The sequence below is a fragment of the Petrotoga sp. 9PW.55.5.1 genome (assembly GCF_003265365.1).
In the GTDB taxonomy this organism is placed as follows: domain Bacteria; phylum Thermotogota; class Thermotogae; order Petrotogales; family Petrotogaceae; genus Petrotoga.
Window position 1 is genome coordinate 42,241 of the sequence record NZ_AUPM01000043.1, and the last position, 17,225, is coordinate 59,465.

12 protein-coding genes are annotated in these 17,225 nt (G+C 34.7%); all 12 read left to right on the forward strand.

Annotated features, from left to right (window positions below):
• Window positions 1-12: 12 nt before the first annotated feature.
• The 12 genes from PW5551_RS06605 (at window position 13) to PW5551_RS06660 (ending at window position 16,820) form a co-directional block, all read left to right on the forward strand.
• Window positions 13-2,517, forward strand: coding sequence for an ABC transporter substrate-binding protein (locus PW5551_RS06605; protein ID WP_113074998.1), 2,505 nt, complete (start codon window positions 13-15; stop codon window positions 2,515-2,517).
• A gap of 106 nt (window positions 2,518-2,623) precedes the next feature.
• On the forward strand, window positions 2,624-3,673 hold the full coding sequence (locus tag PW5551_RS06610) for an ABC transporter permease (RefSeq protein WP_113074999.1): 1,050 nt from the start codon (window positions 2,624-2,626) through the stop codon (window positions 3,671-3,673).
• Window positions 3,670-5,061: an ABC transporter permease gene (locus PW5551_RS06615; RefSeq protein ID WP_113075000.1), complete on the forward strand. Its 1,392-nt coding sequence runs from the start codon at window positions 3,670-3,672 to the stop codon at window positions 5,059-5,061. The genes PW5551_RS06610 and PW5551_RS06615 overlap by 4 nt, the downstream gene beginning before the upstream one ends.
• A 6-nt stretch (window positions 5,062-5,067) precedes the next feature.
• Window positions 5,068-6,042: an ABC transporter ATP-binding protein gene (locus tag PW5551_RS06620; RefSeq protein WP_113075001.1), complete on the forward strand. Its 975-nt coding sequence runs from the start codon at window positions 5,068-5,070 to the stop codon at window positions 6,040-6,042.
• Entirely contained in the window at window positions 6,035-7,066 is a 1,032-nt protein-coding gene (locus PW5551_RS06625; RefSeq protein ID WP_113075002.1) for an ABC transporter ATP-binding protein, read from the forward strand. The genes PW5551_RS06620 and PW5551_RS06625 overlap by 8 nt, the downstream gene beginning before the upstream one ends.
• Before the next feature lie 614 nt (window positions 7,067-7,680).
• Window positions 7,681-8,622 (forward strand): NAD-dependent epimerase/dehydratase family protein, encoded by a 942-nt coding sequence (locus PW5551_RS06630; protein ID WP_113075003.1) that lies wholly within the window; start codon window positions 7,681-7,683, stop codon window positions 8,620-8,622.
• Window positions 8,597-9,832: a replication-associated recombination protein A gene (locus PW5551_RS06635; RefSeq protein WP_113075004.1), complete on the forward strand. Its 1,236-nt coding sequence runs from the start codon at window positions 8,597-8,599 to the stop codon at window positions 9,830-9,832. The genes PW5551_RS06630 and PW5551_RS06635 overlap by 26 nt, the downstream gene beginning before the upstream one ends.
• Window positions 9,833-10,024: 192 nt before the next feature.
• Window positions 10,025-11,083, forward strand: a complete 1,059-nt coding sequence (locus tag PW5551_RS06640; protein ID WP_370445929.1) for an ABC transporter ATP-binding protein — start codon at window positions 10,025-10,027, stop codon at window positions 11,081-11,083.
• The gene (locus PW5551_RS06645; protein ID WP_370445926.1) at window positions 11,080-12,291 is read left to right on the forward strand and encodes an ABC transporter ATP-binding protein; all 1,212 of its coding nucleotides are present in this window, start codon (window positions 11,080-11,082) and stop codon (window positions 12,289-12,291) included. Before PW5551_RS06640 ends, PW5551_RS06645 begins: the two co-directional genes overlap by 4 nt.
• A 22-nt stretch (window positions 12,292-12,313) precedes the next feature.
• Window positions 12,314-14,074 carry an ABC transporter substrate-binding protein gene (locus tag PW5551_RS06650; RefSeq protein WP_113075007.1) on the forward strand — a complete coding sequence of 587 codons (1,761 nt, stop codon included), beginning with the start codon at window positions 12,314-12,316 and terminating at the stop codon, window positions 14,072-14,074.
• 77 nt (window positions 14,075-14,151) lie between these two features.
• Window positions 14,152-15,126 (forward strand): ABC transporter permease, encoded by a 975-nt coding sequence (locus PW5551_RS06655; RefSeq protein ID WP_113075008.1) that lies wholly within the window; start codon window positions 14,152-14,154, stop codon window positions 15,124-15,126.
• Window positions 15,127-15,143: 17 nt separating this feature from the next.
• Window positions 15,144-16,820, forward strand: a complete 1,677-nt coding sequence (locus PW5551_RS06660) for an ABC transporter permease (RefSeq protein ID WP_113075009.1) — start codon at window positions 15,144-15,146, stop codon at window positions 16,818-16,820.
• The last annotated feature ends 405 nt before the right edge of the window (window positions 16,821-17,225 follow it).

A 17,225-nucleotide genomic window follows, 5' to 3' on the forward strand; every position in this document is an offset into this window, starting at 1 on the left:
AGGAGGGGTATTATGAAAAAAGCAACTGTTCTTTGCGTGATGTTGGTAGTATTACTTTCTGCGTTTGTTTTTGCAGAAAAAGGTCCTATGCCTGACAAGGTGTATTTTGATGTTAGGATGCAACAAGAAGTTGCGGTTCAAGATGTTGCTGCGGGAAATCTTGATATATATATGAATTCTGTTCCAGCAGCTATTATGAACGCTTTACCCCAGTCCATCTTGAATAATTTGGAGGTTTATTCTGTTCCATCTGGTTCGTGGTCCTTACTTTTTAACCCTGTTCCGAACGAACCCCCTTATACTGTGAAAGTTGGAGATAAAGAATATTTTAATCCATTGGCTATACAAGAAGTAAGATTTGCTATGAACTTTTTGATAAATAGACAGTATATTGTAGACGAGATTCAACAAGGTGCAGGTGGTCCAATGTTTACCATGGCAACTCCTGGTCAACCAGGTACCCAGCCTTACGTAGATATCGGTGCTAAGATGGGGTTCACACCTGAAGGAAACCAGGAATTGGCTCTTGAAATGATTGAAAATGCGATGAGAGAAGCGGCCAATCTTCCTGAAAACCAAGGAAGGTTAATAAAACAAGGACAATGGTGGACGTTTGACGGAGAACCTGTAACGTTGAAATTCTTGATTCGTGTTGATGATCCTGAAGGAAGATTAAGATCGGGAAGATACATTGCTGATCAGATAGAAAAAGCTGGGATAAAAGTAGAAAGATTGGAAAGGGATAGAAGTGCTATCACAACAGCGTACTACTCAAATCCAGCTGATCTTGAATGGCATATTTATACTGAAGGTTGGGGTGCAGGAGCGACAAGAAAGTATTGGCATCATATCGTAAGTCAAATGTATGCTCCATGGTATGCCAATATGCCAGGTGGCGGAGACCCCGCTAATTGGAATTATGTTCAAGAAGAAATTGATTATTTAACTCAAAAGGTTTATACTGGTAACTTTTCTACTGAAGAAGAATATTGGGATTCTATTTTAAGAGCAACAGAATTAGGAATTGAAGATTCTGTAAGATTGTATATTTCATATCAGGATGATTATTATGTAGCGAACAAAAATAATTACAATAGAAGAGTGGCCTATGGATTAGGTGATGGCTTAAATCAATGGTCTATTATAACCTCAGATACTAAAAATAGAGAAGTAAGGGCAACTCAATATTCTGCACAAGGTGTTTTATTTATGAGTGCATGGAATCCGGTAGGAACAGCTGGATTCAATGATGTTTTCTCCATAAATGTCGCTTCTACCATGTACGACTATGGTATGTTCGAAAGTCCTGCTTCTGCTGATATCACACCCTCAAAGATTATTCCAAGATTAGATACTTTGGATACTAAATTTGAGATGGATGAAGATGGAGAACTTGTCGGATTAATTCAGGTTCCTGAAGATGCCATTAAGTTTGATCCACACACCAAACAATGGGTTAATGTTGGCTCTGGATTAACTTCTATAAGTGTTTGTACGTATGATATTGTATACGGTGTTTGGAATAATGGTGTTTCAGAAAGCTTGGCAGATTATATGTTTGCACCCGCTTATGCATGGGATCTTTCAGTTGACTCTGGAAGTGGTGATACAAGGTATGATGTAACTTATTCGACAAATACGTTGCCAGGATTAGAAGTTGAAGTTGCAAGAAAGCTTAACCCAGATGGTTCTATAACGGTATGGTTTAATTATAACTTCCCTGTTGATCTTATGTATCTTGCTTCATGGGGAGCACCGAGTTGGAATGTATCTGCTTCTGGTCACCCTGTGGGAGTTTCATGGGAAATAGTCGAAGCCTTAACAAGATTAGTCGAGAATGGAGGAGCTTCTGGCAGACAGTATACTTTCTCTGCAACAGCAGCTGGTGGTAATGTTTATGAAGTAGATGTTATAGAACCGGTATGTGTTGGTGATATAAAAGTTGAATTGCAAAAAATGATAAATGAAAATTATGTCCCAGTTTATATAAAAGATTATGTGACCCCTAAAGAAGCTGTTGAAAGATATCAAAAAACACTTGATTTTGTTAACAAACACAACCATGCTTATATAGGAAATGGGCCATTTTTCATGGAAAGATACGATCCTGTTGGAAGATTTGTTGAATTAACAGCAGTAAGAGATGAAAGATATCCTTTTGAACGTGGTTATTGGAATGAATATTTTGAGACCACAAGATTGAATGTTGATGGAATAGATTTAGCTTTTGCAGCTCTTGCAGTTCTTGATTTACCAGTGTATATAAATGTATCTGAAGTTCTTTATCCTTACGATACAGCTACACCTGCAGAAGGAGGAAACGTTGAAGTTACATTGATAGCTCCCGATAATCAATGGACTTTTAAAGCAGAACCTGAAGCACCTGGTTTGTTCTTGGCAACAATTCCATCGAGTGTTCTTTCGACTTTGGAACCAGGTACTTATTCAATAGTTGTTACAGCAAGAGCTGAAGGAGCTATTCCTTCAACATATTCCACTTCAATAATTGTTTATTAAAACCAATATTTTTTAGAAACATATTTTATGGGCATCCCCTTTTATGGGGACGCCCATATTTATCGAACTTTTACGAAGTTCATACACAAAGAGGTGGTTGAATTATATGTATTGGAGATACGCTATAAAAAGAATTCTTATGGGAATACTGATTTATGTAATCATTATTTTTATATATTCTATCCTTTTCAATACAGTAATGGAAGAAACTCTGAATGGTCAGATAATAGAGATAGTTAATGGAGAAATGCTTAAAATGTCACAAGTTGGGACGGATCCAGAATATTTGTTACAATATAGACAAACAAGGATCCAAGAGTTACGAACTTTGTATCATTTAGATGAGCCTCTTCCCACCAGAATTTTTTGGCGAGCTGTAAATACATTAACTTTTAATTACGGTAACTCGACAATAATGAGGTCTTTCAAAGGAGAAACAGACGTTCTTGCCATAGTTTTAGAAAGAATTCCTTATACTTTGCTTCTTTTTACCTTCGCTATATTAATTGATATAGTTGTAGGAGTATCTCTCGGTATAAAAAAAGCACAAAGAGCGGGAAAATTAATGGATCAAAGCACTTCGATTATAACAATGGTAGTGTATGGTTTGCCAAGTTGGTGGTTTGGAATGGTGATGATAATGTTGTTTGCTTTTACCATTCCTATTTTCCCTTCTGGTGGATTCAACAGTGTTCCGCCTCCTGATACCTTTTTGGCAAGGGTTGTTGATACTTTGTACCATCTGGCTCTTCCTGTATTAACTTTGGTTTTCATAGGATTTTGGGGAAGGGCATATTTAACAAGAAACATTGTTTTGGGGAATTTACAAGAAGATTTTATAATGTCTGCAAGAGCAAGAGGTATACCTGAAAGGTCTGTTTTGTATGGTCATGCTATGAGAACTTCTGCGCCTCCTATTCTCACTATGTCTTTATTGTCTTTGTTGGCTTCCTTTAATGGAGCCCTTGTATTTGAAGGTATATTCAGTTGGCCAGGCATGGGTAGTTTATATTGGGCTGCTGTTCAACAAAACGATATTCCTGTTTTATTGGGTAACCTTTCAATAACAACAGCTATTTATATAGCGGGTATTGTAGTTTTGGACTTAATCTATGGATTTCTTGATCCAAGAATAAAAGTAGGTGGAAAGGCGTGAGAAATAATAAATCAACTAAAGGACCAATTCAAGATTTTTGGAATGAATTTAAGCAATATAAGTATGGTATTGTAGGACTTATTTTTCTCATAATTTTTATCATTTTGGTAATTTTTGAAAGCTTTTTGATTCCTTTTCCAGAAGCATCAAGTAGATGGAGAGACATCACTTACTGGGAAGATAACCCAAGAAGTGTTCCTCCTGTTTGGATTAATTTTTTCAGTTCAAAGGACTATGCACCTACTATTTACTTTGAAGATTTGGAATTTACAGAAAATCAACTTTCACCAACCATTACAACTATGAATTATATTTTAGAATATGATTATGATTACGATGTTCCTCCTGTTGATATTATTTTGAGAGGTAGATTTGAAGGGAACTTTACTGCTAACATCGTTGTCGAAAGACCTGATGGGGCTACTATAAATTTAGTTAATAAAAATTTTTCTGCACCTACTATGAGAGATTTTCGTATTCCTTTGGTAAATGAATCACAAAACAATGTAAGAAATTTTGTGAGAAGATATCAACCCAATGTTCCACAAAATATTAATACTTTTAGGATTTTATTTTCGCAAGCCGACGAAAATATCATATCAAACCCACAGCCTTTAAAGGGGACATATAAATTTAATATAAACTTGATTAAAACTTCTCCCAATACTGTTATCGAAGAACCAAGGTTTGTTGTTTCCGGTAGTGTTTCTGGTTTATTAGGAACAGATAACTCTAAAAGAGATATTTGGAGCGGTTTAGTTGCTGGATTAAAATGGGCTTTGTTTATAGGTCTTCTTACTTCTGCTATTTCTGTGGGAGTGGGAGTGATTTATGGTACTATATCTGCCTATTATGGGGGTATAGTCGATTCGATTATGCAAAGAATATGGGAAGTATTTATAAATATCCCGCTGTTACCTGTTTTAATTGTATTGTCCGCTATATTTCAACCAAGCATTTGGACATTGATAACTATGATGTGCCTATTTTTTTGGGTTGGGCCTGTTAAGACTGTTAGAAGCATGGCTTTACAAATAAAAGAAGAAACTTTTGTAGAATCGGCAAAGGCTTTAGGTGCCTCTAATTTCAGAATAATTTTCAAACATATAGTTCCAATGCTCATACCTTATGCCTTTGCAAGCATGGCGTTAAATGTACCGAGCGCTATAGTATACGAAGCTACTGTTAGTTTATTAGGATTAGGAGATGCTTCAGTAGTAACATGGGGACAGATTCTACACGATGCTTTTAGTGGTGGTGCTGTTATAAGTGGTTATTGGTGGTGGATAATCCCACCAGGAATAGCAATTGCCCTTGTTGGAATGACATTCGCATTTTTAGGTTTTGCTATGGATACTATCCTAAATCCAAAATTAAGAACGAGGTAGATAATAATGAGCGAAGTTTTAAATGTAAAAAATTTAAAAGTTTACTATTATACACGTAAAGGAGTAGTTAAGGGATTAGATGATGTAAGTTTTTCTCTTAAGCAAGGAGAAACATTAGGTTTGGTTGGAGAATCCGGTTGTGGTAAAACTACTTTGGGAATGGGTTTATTAAGAATGCCTAATCCTCCTGGAAAGATTGTAGGAGGAGAAATTATTATAGATAATGAAAACATTGTTCCTTTAAAGGAAAATGAAATAAGGAAAAGAATTAGATGGAATAAGATTTCTATGGTTTTTCAAGGGGCAATGAACAGTTTAACCCCTGTTTATACTATAAAAAAACAGATGGTGGAAACACTCCAGAATCATAAGGAAATTGAAGAGAAAGAAGCGATTAATATTATAAAAAAATATCTTAATCATGTGGGCTTGTCTGAAGATATTTTAAGAAGATATCCTCACGAACTTTCTGGTGGAATGAAACAACGTGTTGTAATTGCTATGGCTTTGTTTTTGGAACCCAAAATAATCATTGCTGATGAGCCTACAACAGCCTTAGATGTTGTTGTTCAAGCACAAATAATAAATTTATTGAAAAGTTTAAAAAAAGAACTTAATCTTTCTTTTATTTTTATAACACATGATTTAGCTACAGAAGCCGAGGTTTCTGATAGAATAATGGTTATGTATGCCGGGAAAACTGCTGAAATAGGAACAAATTACCAAATTTATGGCCCTCAAGGTCCTGCACATCCATATACCAAAGGTTTGTTATCTTCTACTCCCAGATTGCATCAAAAAGTAGATGTGTTAGATTTTATACCGGGTGTGCCACCTGATCTTCTAAATCCTCCAACCGGATGCAGATTCCACCTCCGTTGTCCTGTTGCTTTTGACAAATGTAAAATGAAAGAACCACCTTTAAAAGAAATAGAACCTGAGCATTTTGTTGCTTGTTGGAGGTGTTACGAAGATGAATGATGAAATAATATTGAGTGTAAAGAATTTAAAAAAATGGTTTCCTCTTCGTAGAACTATTGAAGAATTTTTTTCTGGCAATAGAAGATGGGTGAAAGCAGTCGATGGAATAAGTTTTGATGTAAAAAGGGGAGAGATATTTTCTCTTATAGGAGAGTCTGGATGTGGTAAAACAACGACAGGAAGATTAATAATGAAGTTGGAAGAAGCAACAGATGGAGAAATAATTTTCAAAAATGAAGATATAACTTCTTTTACGAGTGCGGAAAAAGTTAAAACATATAAAGAGCATGTTCAAATGGTTTTCCAGGATCCGTATGCCTCAATGAATCCAAGGTTTAGGGTAAGGGATGTTTTATCCGAACCTTTGATAATTCATAAAAAGGTCCACACATTACAAGAAAGAGAAGATTTGGTAAGAAGAGCACTTGAAGAAGTAAAGCTCACCCCTGTGGAAGAGTTTATGGATAGATATCCTCACATGTTAAGTGGAGGACAAAGGCAGAGAGTTGCAACTGCAAGGACTTTAATATTATCACCTGAATTAATAGTGGCAGATGAACCGGTTTCTATGATAGATTTATCAACACGTGCTGAGATTTTACATATGATGAAAGAAGTCCAAAAAGATTTACAATTAACATATATTTATATAACTCATGATTTATCTACGGCAAGATACTTTTGTGATAGAATAGCCGTAATGTATCTTGGAAGAATAGTCGAACTGGGTAATGCAGATGAAATAATTGAAAATCCATTACATCCTTACACTAAAGCTCTTATAGAAGCGGTACCAGAACCTTTACCTGGAAAAGAAAATAAGATTAAAGAGATTCCAATAAAAGGTGAAGTACCATCTGCTGCAAATATACCTAAAGGTTGTAGATTTCATCCGAGATGTATTTATGCCGAGCCAAAATGCTATGAAGGTGTAGAAGATCCTGATCTTGTAGAAGATTCAAATGAACATTTTGTTGCTTGTTATAGGTATAAAGAAATTAATAATGTAGCTGAAAATGCTTAGGTATTTAATAGGTAGATAAAAATAAAGACACCTCACAATTATTTATTGTGGGGTGTTTTTTAGATGTTTTCTAAAGCAATTTTAGTCCAAAATTCCCCTCTTGAGAGGGGTGTATGCGACGTTCTTTGTCGCAGCCGGGGTGTGGTAAATATTAATTTGCTTTTAGCAAATTAAAGAGTGACTACCCCGTCTGCAGCATAAAACGCTGCATCCACCCCTTCAAGGAAGGGGAATAGAACCGACTACCCCGTCTAGCAGCATAAAACGCTGCATCCACCCCTTCGAGGAAGGGGAATTTTACTTCAAAATCAAAACCATAGACGAATTAAAAGAAATTTTGAAATAAAAGTATAAGACATCTTAAATTGACCGTTGATTCCCCTTTTTGAAGTGGAATGGCGGAGACCTCTTGCTCTCTTTTGGTACAAGTGCCGAGAAGGATATGATATCATTTCAAAGACATCTAATTATGATCCAACCAATTATTTTCACGGACATTTAATATGATCTAATGCGTAACTGTTTTTTTCAAGTAAAATAATGTTATAATCAAAATATAAAAATAATAACAAAAAAGTCACAAATCATCTTTTTCTAAAATGAAGGAGGCAATCATGAAACAAACAAATAAAAAAAGGATTCTTGTAACTGGGGGAGCTGGGTTCATAGGTTCCAATTTAGTTGATAGATTGATAAACGATGAACGTAGTGTCGTAGTTATAGATAACCTTTCAACAGGAAACGTAAATTTTGTTTCTCCCATAGCTCTATTCTATCAGCAAGATATCTGTGATTATGAAGTTTTAGAAAAAATATTTGAAACTCACAGTTTTGATTATGTATTCCATCTTGCCGCTCAAATATCCGTTCCTGATTCAGTTAAAAATCCTAACTATGATGCAGAGATTAATATAATGGGGACGTTGAATTTATTAAAATTGTCAGTAAAATATGGGATAAAAAAGTTTATTTTTTCTTCTACGGGAGGAGCTATTTATGGTGATAATGCACCTATACCAACTGCAGAAGATTATTGCCCACACCCAATAAGCCCGTATGCTATTTCAAAGTTGGCTTGTGAAAAGTATATAGAATTTTATTCACAATATCATTCTTTAGATTATACCATATTAAGATATGCAAATGTATACGGTCCAAGGCAAACCCCCAAAGGAGAGGCTGGGGTTGTTGCTATATTTACAGAAAATATGGTCAATAAAAAAAATATCATTATATACGGAGATGGGCTTCAAGTTAGAGATTTTGTTCATGTTTATGATGTTGTAGATGCCAACATATTAGCTATGAATAAAGGAAGTAGAGAAATTATAAATATTTCCACAAACAAAAAGACTGATATAAATACTCTTTATGAACTTATGAAAAGAAAAACTAATTATGAAAGAGCACCCATATATAATGAAAAAAGAGATGGAGATGTCAAGGTAAGTCTTTTATCAAACGAAAAGGCTAAAAAAGTTTTAGAGTGGCAACCTAAATTCGATTTGGAAGAGGGAGTGAAAAACACTATTGAGTGGTACAGAACCTCTGTATGAAATAATTAGACCAAAAAAGGTCGATGAAATTTTAGGTAATGAAAAATTGAAAGAAATACTTATCACCTGGGTTAAAAACAAAAAAATAAGATCTTTTATTATTTTTGGTGAACCAGGTAGCGGTAAATCTACCGTTGTAAGAGCATTGATTAACGAATTAAAAGATGTGTATGAAGTTTTTAGCTTTTCGGGAGCTTTGGAAGGAAAGAAAACTATAAAAAGTATAATAGAGAAACAGAGTAATTTATTTTCTAAACCAAAACTTTTGTTTGTAGACGAAATTCATAGACTAAACAAAGCCGAACAAGATACCTTACTTTTAAGTGTTGAAACTGGTGAGTTAACTTTGATAGGAGCAACTACAGAAAACCCTGCAATTAGTATAAACCCGGCATTACTTTCTAGAGTTATTGTACTCAAAACAAAAGAGTTATCTCCAAAAGATTTTGAAAAATTATTTGATAATATTGAAAATTATTACCGTGATTTGACTATTAAAAAAGAAGCTAGAAAAGCCTTGATAGATTATGCGGGTAAAGATTTAAGAAGAATAATGAATCTTATTGAAATTGCAAAAGAAGCGGGAAATAAGATTATCGATTTGGAATTTTTAAAAGATTTTACTGGTTATAGGCTAAGTTATGATAAAAACGCCAAGTATAGCTTTATCTCCGCTTACATAAAAAGTGTCAGAGGTAGTGACCCAGACGCAGCACTTTTGTATCTTTCTTATATGCTCGAAAGCGGAGAAGATCCCATGTATATAGCCAGAAGAATGGTTATACTGTCTGCTGAAGATGTAGGTTTAGCTGATCCAAATGCGATAAACATAGCAGTTTCCGCCATGATTGCAACAGAACATATAGGTTATCCCGAATGTTATCTTCCCTTATCTGAAGTTACTTTGTATCTTTGTGCCTGTCCAAAATCTAATTCTGCATATGTGTCTTACGCAAAAGCCAAAGAATTTATAAGCCAAAATAATTTCGAAATCCCATCAAAAATCATAAATCCTTTGAACAAAAGGATGGAAAAACAAGGGTATGGTAAAGGCTATAAGTATCCCCATGATTATGGAGGATTTGTGAGAGAAAGTTATATGCCTGAAGGCTATGAAGACACTCAGTTTTTTGTTCCTAAAGATATAGGAGTTGAAAAAAGAATAAAAGAACGGTTGAAAGAACTTTGGAAAAATAAAAAGAAATATTGATTTAAAACTATGAAAATATTTTCTTGCTTGCATGATATTTTTAGTATTATTGAAATTTTTTTCATTATTTGGGAATAATTCTCAATAATTTGCTTAGATTCCTGTTAATTATATTTTTCTCACTTGACAATTATAGGTAATATCTATTATAATATAATTTAGGAATTAAGGATATTTGATTATGAGGTGACTATATTGGATAATATAATCTTAGATGTCAGACATTTAGGAACCCGTTTTCCTGTTGCTGAAGGTGAAATCAAAGCTGTTAATGATATTTCATTCACTCTGAGTAACAACGAAACTTTAGGAATTGTTGGAGAAACTGGGTCTGGTAAGAGTGTATCAATGAAATCAGTGATGGGGATGATAAAAAGCCCAGGTTACCTTACAAAAGAAACACAGATTTTATTCAAAACTGACGAGTTTAGTAAAAATGGGCAAAAAGAGTTCGTTGATCTAGCAAAATTAAAACCTAAAGATTTCACCAGAATTCGAGGGAAACACATAGGTATGGTTTTTCAAGATCCTATGTCTTCACTAAATCCAATGTTCACCATAGCTGATCAAATGATAGAAACTATAGTTTTCCATCAAAATGTGTCATTAGTAGAAGCACGAGAAAGAGCTATCAAGCTTTTAGAAGATGTTGGAATTCCAAATCCCGAAGAAAGAATAAACGATTACCCATTTCAACTTTCAGGTGGGCAAAGACAAAGAGTTATAATTGCAATAGGGTTATCTTGTAATCCTGAGATATTAATTGCAGATGAACCAACTACTGCTTTAGACGTAACGATTCAAGCGCAGATATTAGAATTAATGAAAGATTTGCAAGAAAAATACGACATGGGTATGATATACATTACGCATGATCTTTCTGTTATTGCAGAAGTTGCTGACAAAGTAATAGTAATGTACGGTGGTAATCAAATGGAAATGACGGATATTTATAGATTGTTTGAGAAACCGTTTCACCCATATACTCATGCTTTACTTTCTTGTATTCCAAGACACGACATAAAAAAGGATCAGTTGAATCCTATAAAAGGGCAACCCCCTGTAATGTTAGATCCTCCACCACTTTGTCCTTTCTTACCAAGATGTCCTAAGGCTACTGATAAGTGTAAGAAAGATTGGCCAGAGTGGAGAGAGATTGAAGAAAATCACTATGTAAGATGTTTTAACCCTGTAAATGAACCATCTCCTGCAAATCTAGCAGACATAGTTGATAAAAAGGAGGCTATTTGATGCTTTTAAAGGTTCGCAATATTAAAAAATACTTTCCTATTAAACAGGGGTTCCTAATTAATAGAACCGTAGGATACATTAAAGCAGTTGATGGGGTTGATTTTGAACTTGACATAAACGAAACCTACGGTTTGGTGGGTGAATCAGGTTGTGGAAAAACTACAATTGGTAAAACTATTTTAAGATTAGAAGATCCCACTGCTGGAAATATTTTTTTAGATGGAGAGGAAACCTCTCACTATTTTATGAGTAAAAGAGAAGGGGCAAAACATTTAGAAAGAGAATATCTAGAAAAAGCTGAAAAACTTGAGAAAGAACTGGGTAGTAAAGAAAAAGTTCTTGAAAGTTTAGAAGAAGAAGAAAGAAGATATATTAAATATTATTTTGATAATGGAAAAGATAAATTCTTTGATTATATGTTTAAAGATATTGATAAAAAAAGAGCAGAGTTCAGAAGAAACGTACAAATAGTATTTCAAGATCCCACTTCTTCTTTAAATCCTAGAATGACGGTGGGACAAACATTAATTGAGCCCCTACTATTTCATAAAATTGCTAAGAACAAAATAGAAGCTAAAAAAATAGCCCTTGATATATTGCAAAAAGTTGGATTAAAACCTTATCACGCCGACAGATATCCTCATCAATTTTCTGGAGGTCAAAGACAAAGAGTAGCTGTAGCTAGAGCAATAATCTTAAATCCAAAATTAATTATTTTGGACGAACCTACCTCTGCTTTAGACGTATCTGTTCAAGCACAAATAATTAACTTATTAAAAAATTTGCAAGAAGAGTTTAACGTAGGATATATTTTTATTTCTCATGATTTGGGTGTTGTAAGGTTTATCTCCAATCATGTTGGAGTAATGTACTTAGGAAGAGTTGTTGAATTTGGAGAAGGATCACAAATATTTGACAGCACTCTTCATCCGTATTCACAAGCTTTATTGAATTCAGCTCCACTTCCAGATCCTAGAAAAAAAAGAGATAGAAAAAAATTTCTAGTAAAGGGACAAGTTCCAAGCCCTGTTAACAGACCAAAAGGATGTTTCTTTAACCCTCGATGTCCATTTGTAATGGATATTTGCAAAGAAGAGTATCCAGGATATTACAAAACAAATGAAAATCATTCTGTTGCTTGTTTTTTATACGAAGAAGGAATAAATAAAGGGTTATCTAGGGAAAAAGAGAGTAAATTAGTTAAATAACTTAAAAAAAGGAGGGATTTACATGAAAAAGTTGTTGGTTTTACTGGTTGTATTATCAAGCACTTTAGCACTTTTCGCTCAGGCTGCATACAATCCTGAGTGGTTAATTGCTGATGTAGAAGGTGGACAAAGAGGTGGAACACTATATCTTGGAACCACTGCTGGTCCTAAAACATTAAACACATATTGGGCCCAAGAAACTTCTTCTTCAGTTATTATAAACCAAGGAGATGTATCGCTTTTAAGTAGTGATTTTTATGGTCAACCTACTCAACCTGGTTTGGCTAAAGAATGGGGAGTAGAGGCAACTGAAGATGGAGGTACATTGTATTGGTTTGTTATGAGAGAAGGAGTGAGATGGTCCGATGGTCATCCATTAACCGTAGAAGATGTTATTTTCACATGGGAAAAGATTATAGTTCCCGATCTTACTGCAGATGGTAACGATGTGTATATGGATGCTGAGGATAACCTTCCAGAACTAACCGTAGAAGGCAATAAGATAATGTTCAAATATCCAACAAGATTCCGCTTTGGATTCGAAACGGTTGGTGGATTTGCCATAATGCCTAAACATGTTCTAGAAGATAAAGTAACAGATGCTGAAACCTTCCAATCCACTTGGACCGTTGAACAGGTTGATCAACTAGTTGTAGCAGGTCCGTTCAAAGTTACAGAATATACTGAAGGTGTAAGAGTTGTATTGGAAAGAAATCCTTACTACTTTGAAAAATCCAAAGATGGAGTACAACTACCATATTTAGATAAAATTGTATTCGAGATAGTTTCTGATAGTAACGTTGAAAGGTTGAGATTTGAAGCTGGAGAAATAGACATGATGGGTGTTCAGGCTAAAGATTTCCCATCTTTAAGAGCACAAGCTGATCAAAAAGGATGGAACGTTATAATTGGTCCTGCAACTGCAGGTTCTAACTTTGTTGCCTTTAACTTTAACACCGCAGATCCTGTGAAGAGAGAATGGTTTAGGAATGATAACTTTAGAAAAGCAATTGCTTACGCTTTTGATAAACAAACTATCATCGATACACTATACAACGGTTTAGGAGAACCTACTTATGGTCCAAGAACAAGTTCTTCTGCTTTTTACAATCCTGAAATTGAGACCTTAGGTTACAGATATTCATTGGTAACTGCTCAAAGATTACTAAGAGAAGCAGGTTTTACATGGAATGATAAAGGCCAGTTAGTAGATTGGTACGGAAACGTAGTAGAATTTGAATTGAATACCAACGGCGAAAATGTTATGAGAAATGAAATTTCAATCATATTAGTTGATGCATTAGGAAAATTAGGAATCAAAGTAAATTACAGACCCGTTCAATTCAACGCGTTGGTTCAAAGAATGTATTCAGAAAACTGGGATGCAATCATCATAGGTTTAGTTGGTGGAGATGATCCTGGATGGGGTACCAATGTTTGGTTGTTAGATGGTGGACTTCATTTCTGGAATTGGTCACCTGAAGTCATGGATTGGGTAGATCCTGATGAGTATTGGGTACATCCAGCTGAAAAGAGAATAGATGAAATCATGAGGATACAGAGATCTATTTTAGACCAAGACGAACTTCAAAAACTTTGGGATGAATGGCAGATGTTGGTTGCAGAAAATCAAATCCTTGTTTACACAATATCTCAAAACTATTTGAACATGCATAAAAATACTTTACACCTTTATCCAGTAGAAAAATATGGAACTATTAATCCTTACGGATACTCTTACTCTCCTGGTTTATGGAAGATTGAGTACGCCTGGAAAGAATAATAATTCTCCTTTTACTTAGGAAAAGGGCGGAAGGGAAACCTTCTGCCTTTTTAAAATTAAATTGAGGAGGTTTAGTTGTGCTCAAATATATTATTAGAAGAATTATTCTGGCTATTCCTGTTTTGTTAGGTGTATCGGTTATTTCTTTTTTTGTTATGCAACTAGCTCCAGGTGATTTTCTGGATACTTACCGTATAAATCCCAATATTTCTCGTGAAAAGATTCAAGAATTAGAAACCTTATACGGTCTAGATAAAGATCCAGTAACTCAATATTTTCTGTGGTTGGGAAACGTATTAAAAGGAAACTGGGGATATTCATTTGTATATAAAATAGATGTATGGCAAGTTATGTTGAGAAGATTAGAAGCGACACTTCTTTTAGGAGTCACTACTTTTATTTTTACCTGGGGAATAGGAATTCCATTAGGTATTACTGCTGCTTTACATCAGTACAAATTCACTGATCAAACTCTTTCAACTATTGGACTTATTGGTATTTCAATTCCAAATTTCTTTTTTGCACTTCTTTGGTTAATGTTTGCTGCAAACACTGGAATCTTTCCAATTGGAGGGATGCTATCCCGGGAGTTTGCCAACATGCCATGGTATGCACAAATAGGTGACTTTTTTTGGCATGTTGCAGGTCCCGTAATAACATTAGGAACAGCATCGCTTGCAGGTACTATGCGTATAATGAGGGGACAGATGTTGGATGAAATGAACCAAGACTACGCAGAGTTTGCCAGAGCAAAAGGAATGCCTTCAGATGTTGTTATTTACAAACATACCCTTAGGAATGCTATTAACCCTGTAATAACTTCTCTTGGATTCAGCTTATCGGCCATTTTAGGAGGAGCTTTAATAACTGAGTATGTTTTTTCTTGGCCAGGTCTTGGAACATTGATGAGAGATGCAATCTTTCAACAAGATATTTATTTAGTAATGGCTAATTTACTTCTTCAAGGTATATTATTGATTATTGGTAACTTGTTGGCAGACATAATGTTAGCAGCTTCTGATCCTCGAGTTAGACTGAGAATGAGCGCCTGAATTGGAGGGATTTTTAAGTGAAAGGCAAAGATAAAAATAACACCAAAAATAACACACAAAAAATCATGAATGAAGAAGATCTTTTTGAGAGAGAATTTATGTCCACACCTGCACTAATATGGAGAGCTCTAAGAAGGCATAAATTAGGTATGATATCTTTGTGGGTATTGATCATTCTTTATTTATTATCGATATTTGCAGATTTTGTTTCTCCAATGAATCCTTTTAACAATCATATTCAATACCGATTTGCTCCGCCTTCCAATATCTATAGAGTTGATCCAATAACAGGTAACAGAATAGGTCCCCACACTTATATTTATATGATTCAACGTGACCCTATTACTTATCAAAGTGAATATGTAGAAGCAACTCATTTTGATATAATTAGAGCTAGAGATCCTGAAACAGGTGAAATAGTAACCTTTGAATTAGGGGAGTATAATCCAGCTTACGATGCAACTGTATCGGATATTACGTATACCTTAAAAAATGTTGTTATGGCTAAAACAGCAAATGGAGAATATATAGAACTTGCCACTAATTATAAAAATGATCAAAGTTTACTTCCCATATCTTATTTTACAAACGATCAATTTAGAGATGAAGATATTTCATTTAAGGACGGACTTTTAGATACTAATTTTTCAAAGTTTTTAAAAGGAGAACCTATTCTTTCTATAAATGACGATAGGTCTGTAACAATTAATAGTTATAAAAGTGATTATAGATATGCAACAAAAATTAGAAATCAAGAAATTGTTAGTATAGATACGTTAACAACTTTAGAAGAAATCAACGTATATTTTGATTTTTTACCTGTTGTTTTAACTCCATCAGACTTGGAAGCAGTTAATATAAAAAATTATAAAATAGAATTTTTTATAAATTCTTGGGAGTATAAACTCTTAGGCCTTTTCCCTTCCAATTTGCATTTATTTGGTGTAGAAAAACCCAAATTACCTGCAATTTCAGATTACTCTTCAAACGATGGAATTTTTTATGTGTGGGGTGCTGACCAGTATGGCAGGGACATTTTTAGTAGGATATTTTTTGCTTCTAGAATCTCCCTTTCTATAGGATTAGTTGGGATATTACTAACTTTTACTATTGGTATATTTTTGGGTGGATTAGCAGGATACTTCGGAGGATGGGTTGATGAAGTAACGATGAGATTTACTGAAATATTGATGTCGATTCCTAGTCTTTATCTTATACTAACACTCAGTGCTGTTCTACCAACCCGTATTTCTCCAGAAATACGGTATCTATTGATAGTGGTTATATTATCGTTTATAGGATGGCCAGGCATGACTAGGGTTATAAGAGGTATGACTATGGGTCTGAAACAAACAGAGTTTGTACAGGCGGCAATAGCTTTGGGATACCCTCCAAGAAAAGTCATTTGGAATCACCTATTACCAAACACTTATACTTATGTTATTGTATCGGCTACATTATCAATTCCTTCTTATATTTTAGGTGAAGCTAGTCTTAGTTTCTTGGGAGTAGGGATAACTGAACCCGGTGCCTCCTGGGGATTGATGCTTTCACAAGCACAAGATATTGAGGTTTTAACTAATTATCCTTGGGTATTAATTCCAGGTATCTTTATAATAGTTACAGTACTTGCTTTTAACTTATTTGGAGATGCCATAAGAGACGCATTAGATCCAAGGTCATTGGGATTGTAATAAATAAGTTCATTATCAATAAAATCCCCTACAAAATTGATATGATACCTACAAAGTAGACACGTAATTAATAAAAATTAGCTTTAATTCCCCTCTTGAGAGGTTTGTTGATTTTTATTCCCCTTTTTGAAGGGGAATTAGCTTAAATTCCCCTCTTGAGAGGTTTGTTGATTTTTATTCCCCTTTTTGAAGGGGTGGCTGTGACGCTTTTTGTCACAGACGGGGTAGTTGCTTTTGAATTGGATTTTCAATTTGCTAAAAGCAAATTAAAGAACGACTACCCCGTCTGCAGCACAAAACGCTGCATCCACCCCTTCACAGAAGGGGAATAAAAATGACTACCCCGTCTGCAGCANAAAACGCTGCATCCACCCCTTCAANGAAGGGGAATTTCCACTTTTCAGC

What these genes read in the sequence shown, in the direction of transcription:
- PW5551_RS06605 (WP_113074998.1), top strand. Translation starts at nt 13, where the DNA reads ATGAAAAAAGCAACTGTTCTTTGCGTGATGTTGGTAGTATTACTTTCT.
- PW5551_RS06650 (WP_113075007.1), top strand. Translation starts at nt 12,314, where the DNA reads ATGAAAAAGTTGTTGGTTTTACTGGTTGTATTATCAAGCACTTTAGCA.
- PW5551_RS06630 (WP_113075003.1), top strand. Translation starts at nt 7,681, where the DNA reads ATGAAACAAACAAATAAAAAAAGGATTCTTGTAACTGGGGGAGCTGGG.
- PW5551_RS06610 (WP_113074999.1), top strand. Translation starts at nt 2,624, where the DNA reads ATGTATTGGAGATACGCTATAAAAAGAATTCTTATGGGAATACTGATT.
- PW5551_RS06625 (WP_113075002.1), top strand. Translation starts at nt 6,035, where the DNA reads ATGAATGATGAAATAATATTGAGTGTAAAGAATTTAAAAAAATGGTTT.
- PW5551_RS06620 (WP_113075001.1), top strand. Translation starts at nt 5,068, where the DNA reads ATGAGCGAAGTTTTAAATGTAAAAAATTTAAAAGTTTACTATTATACA.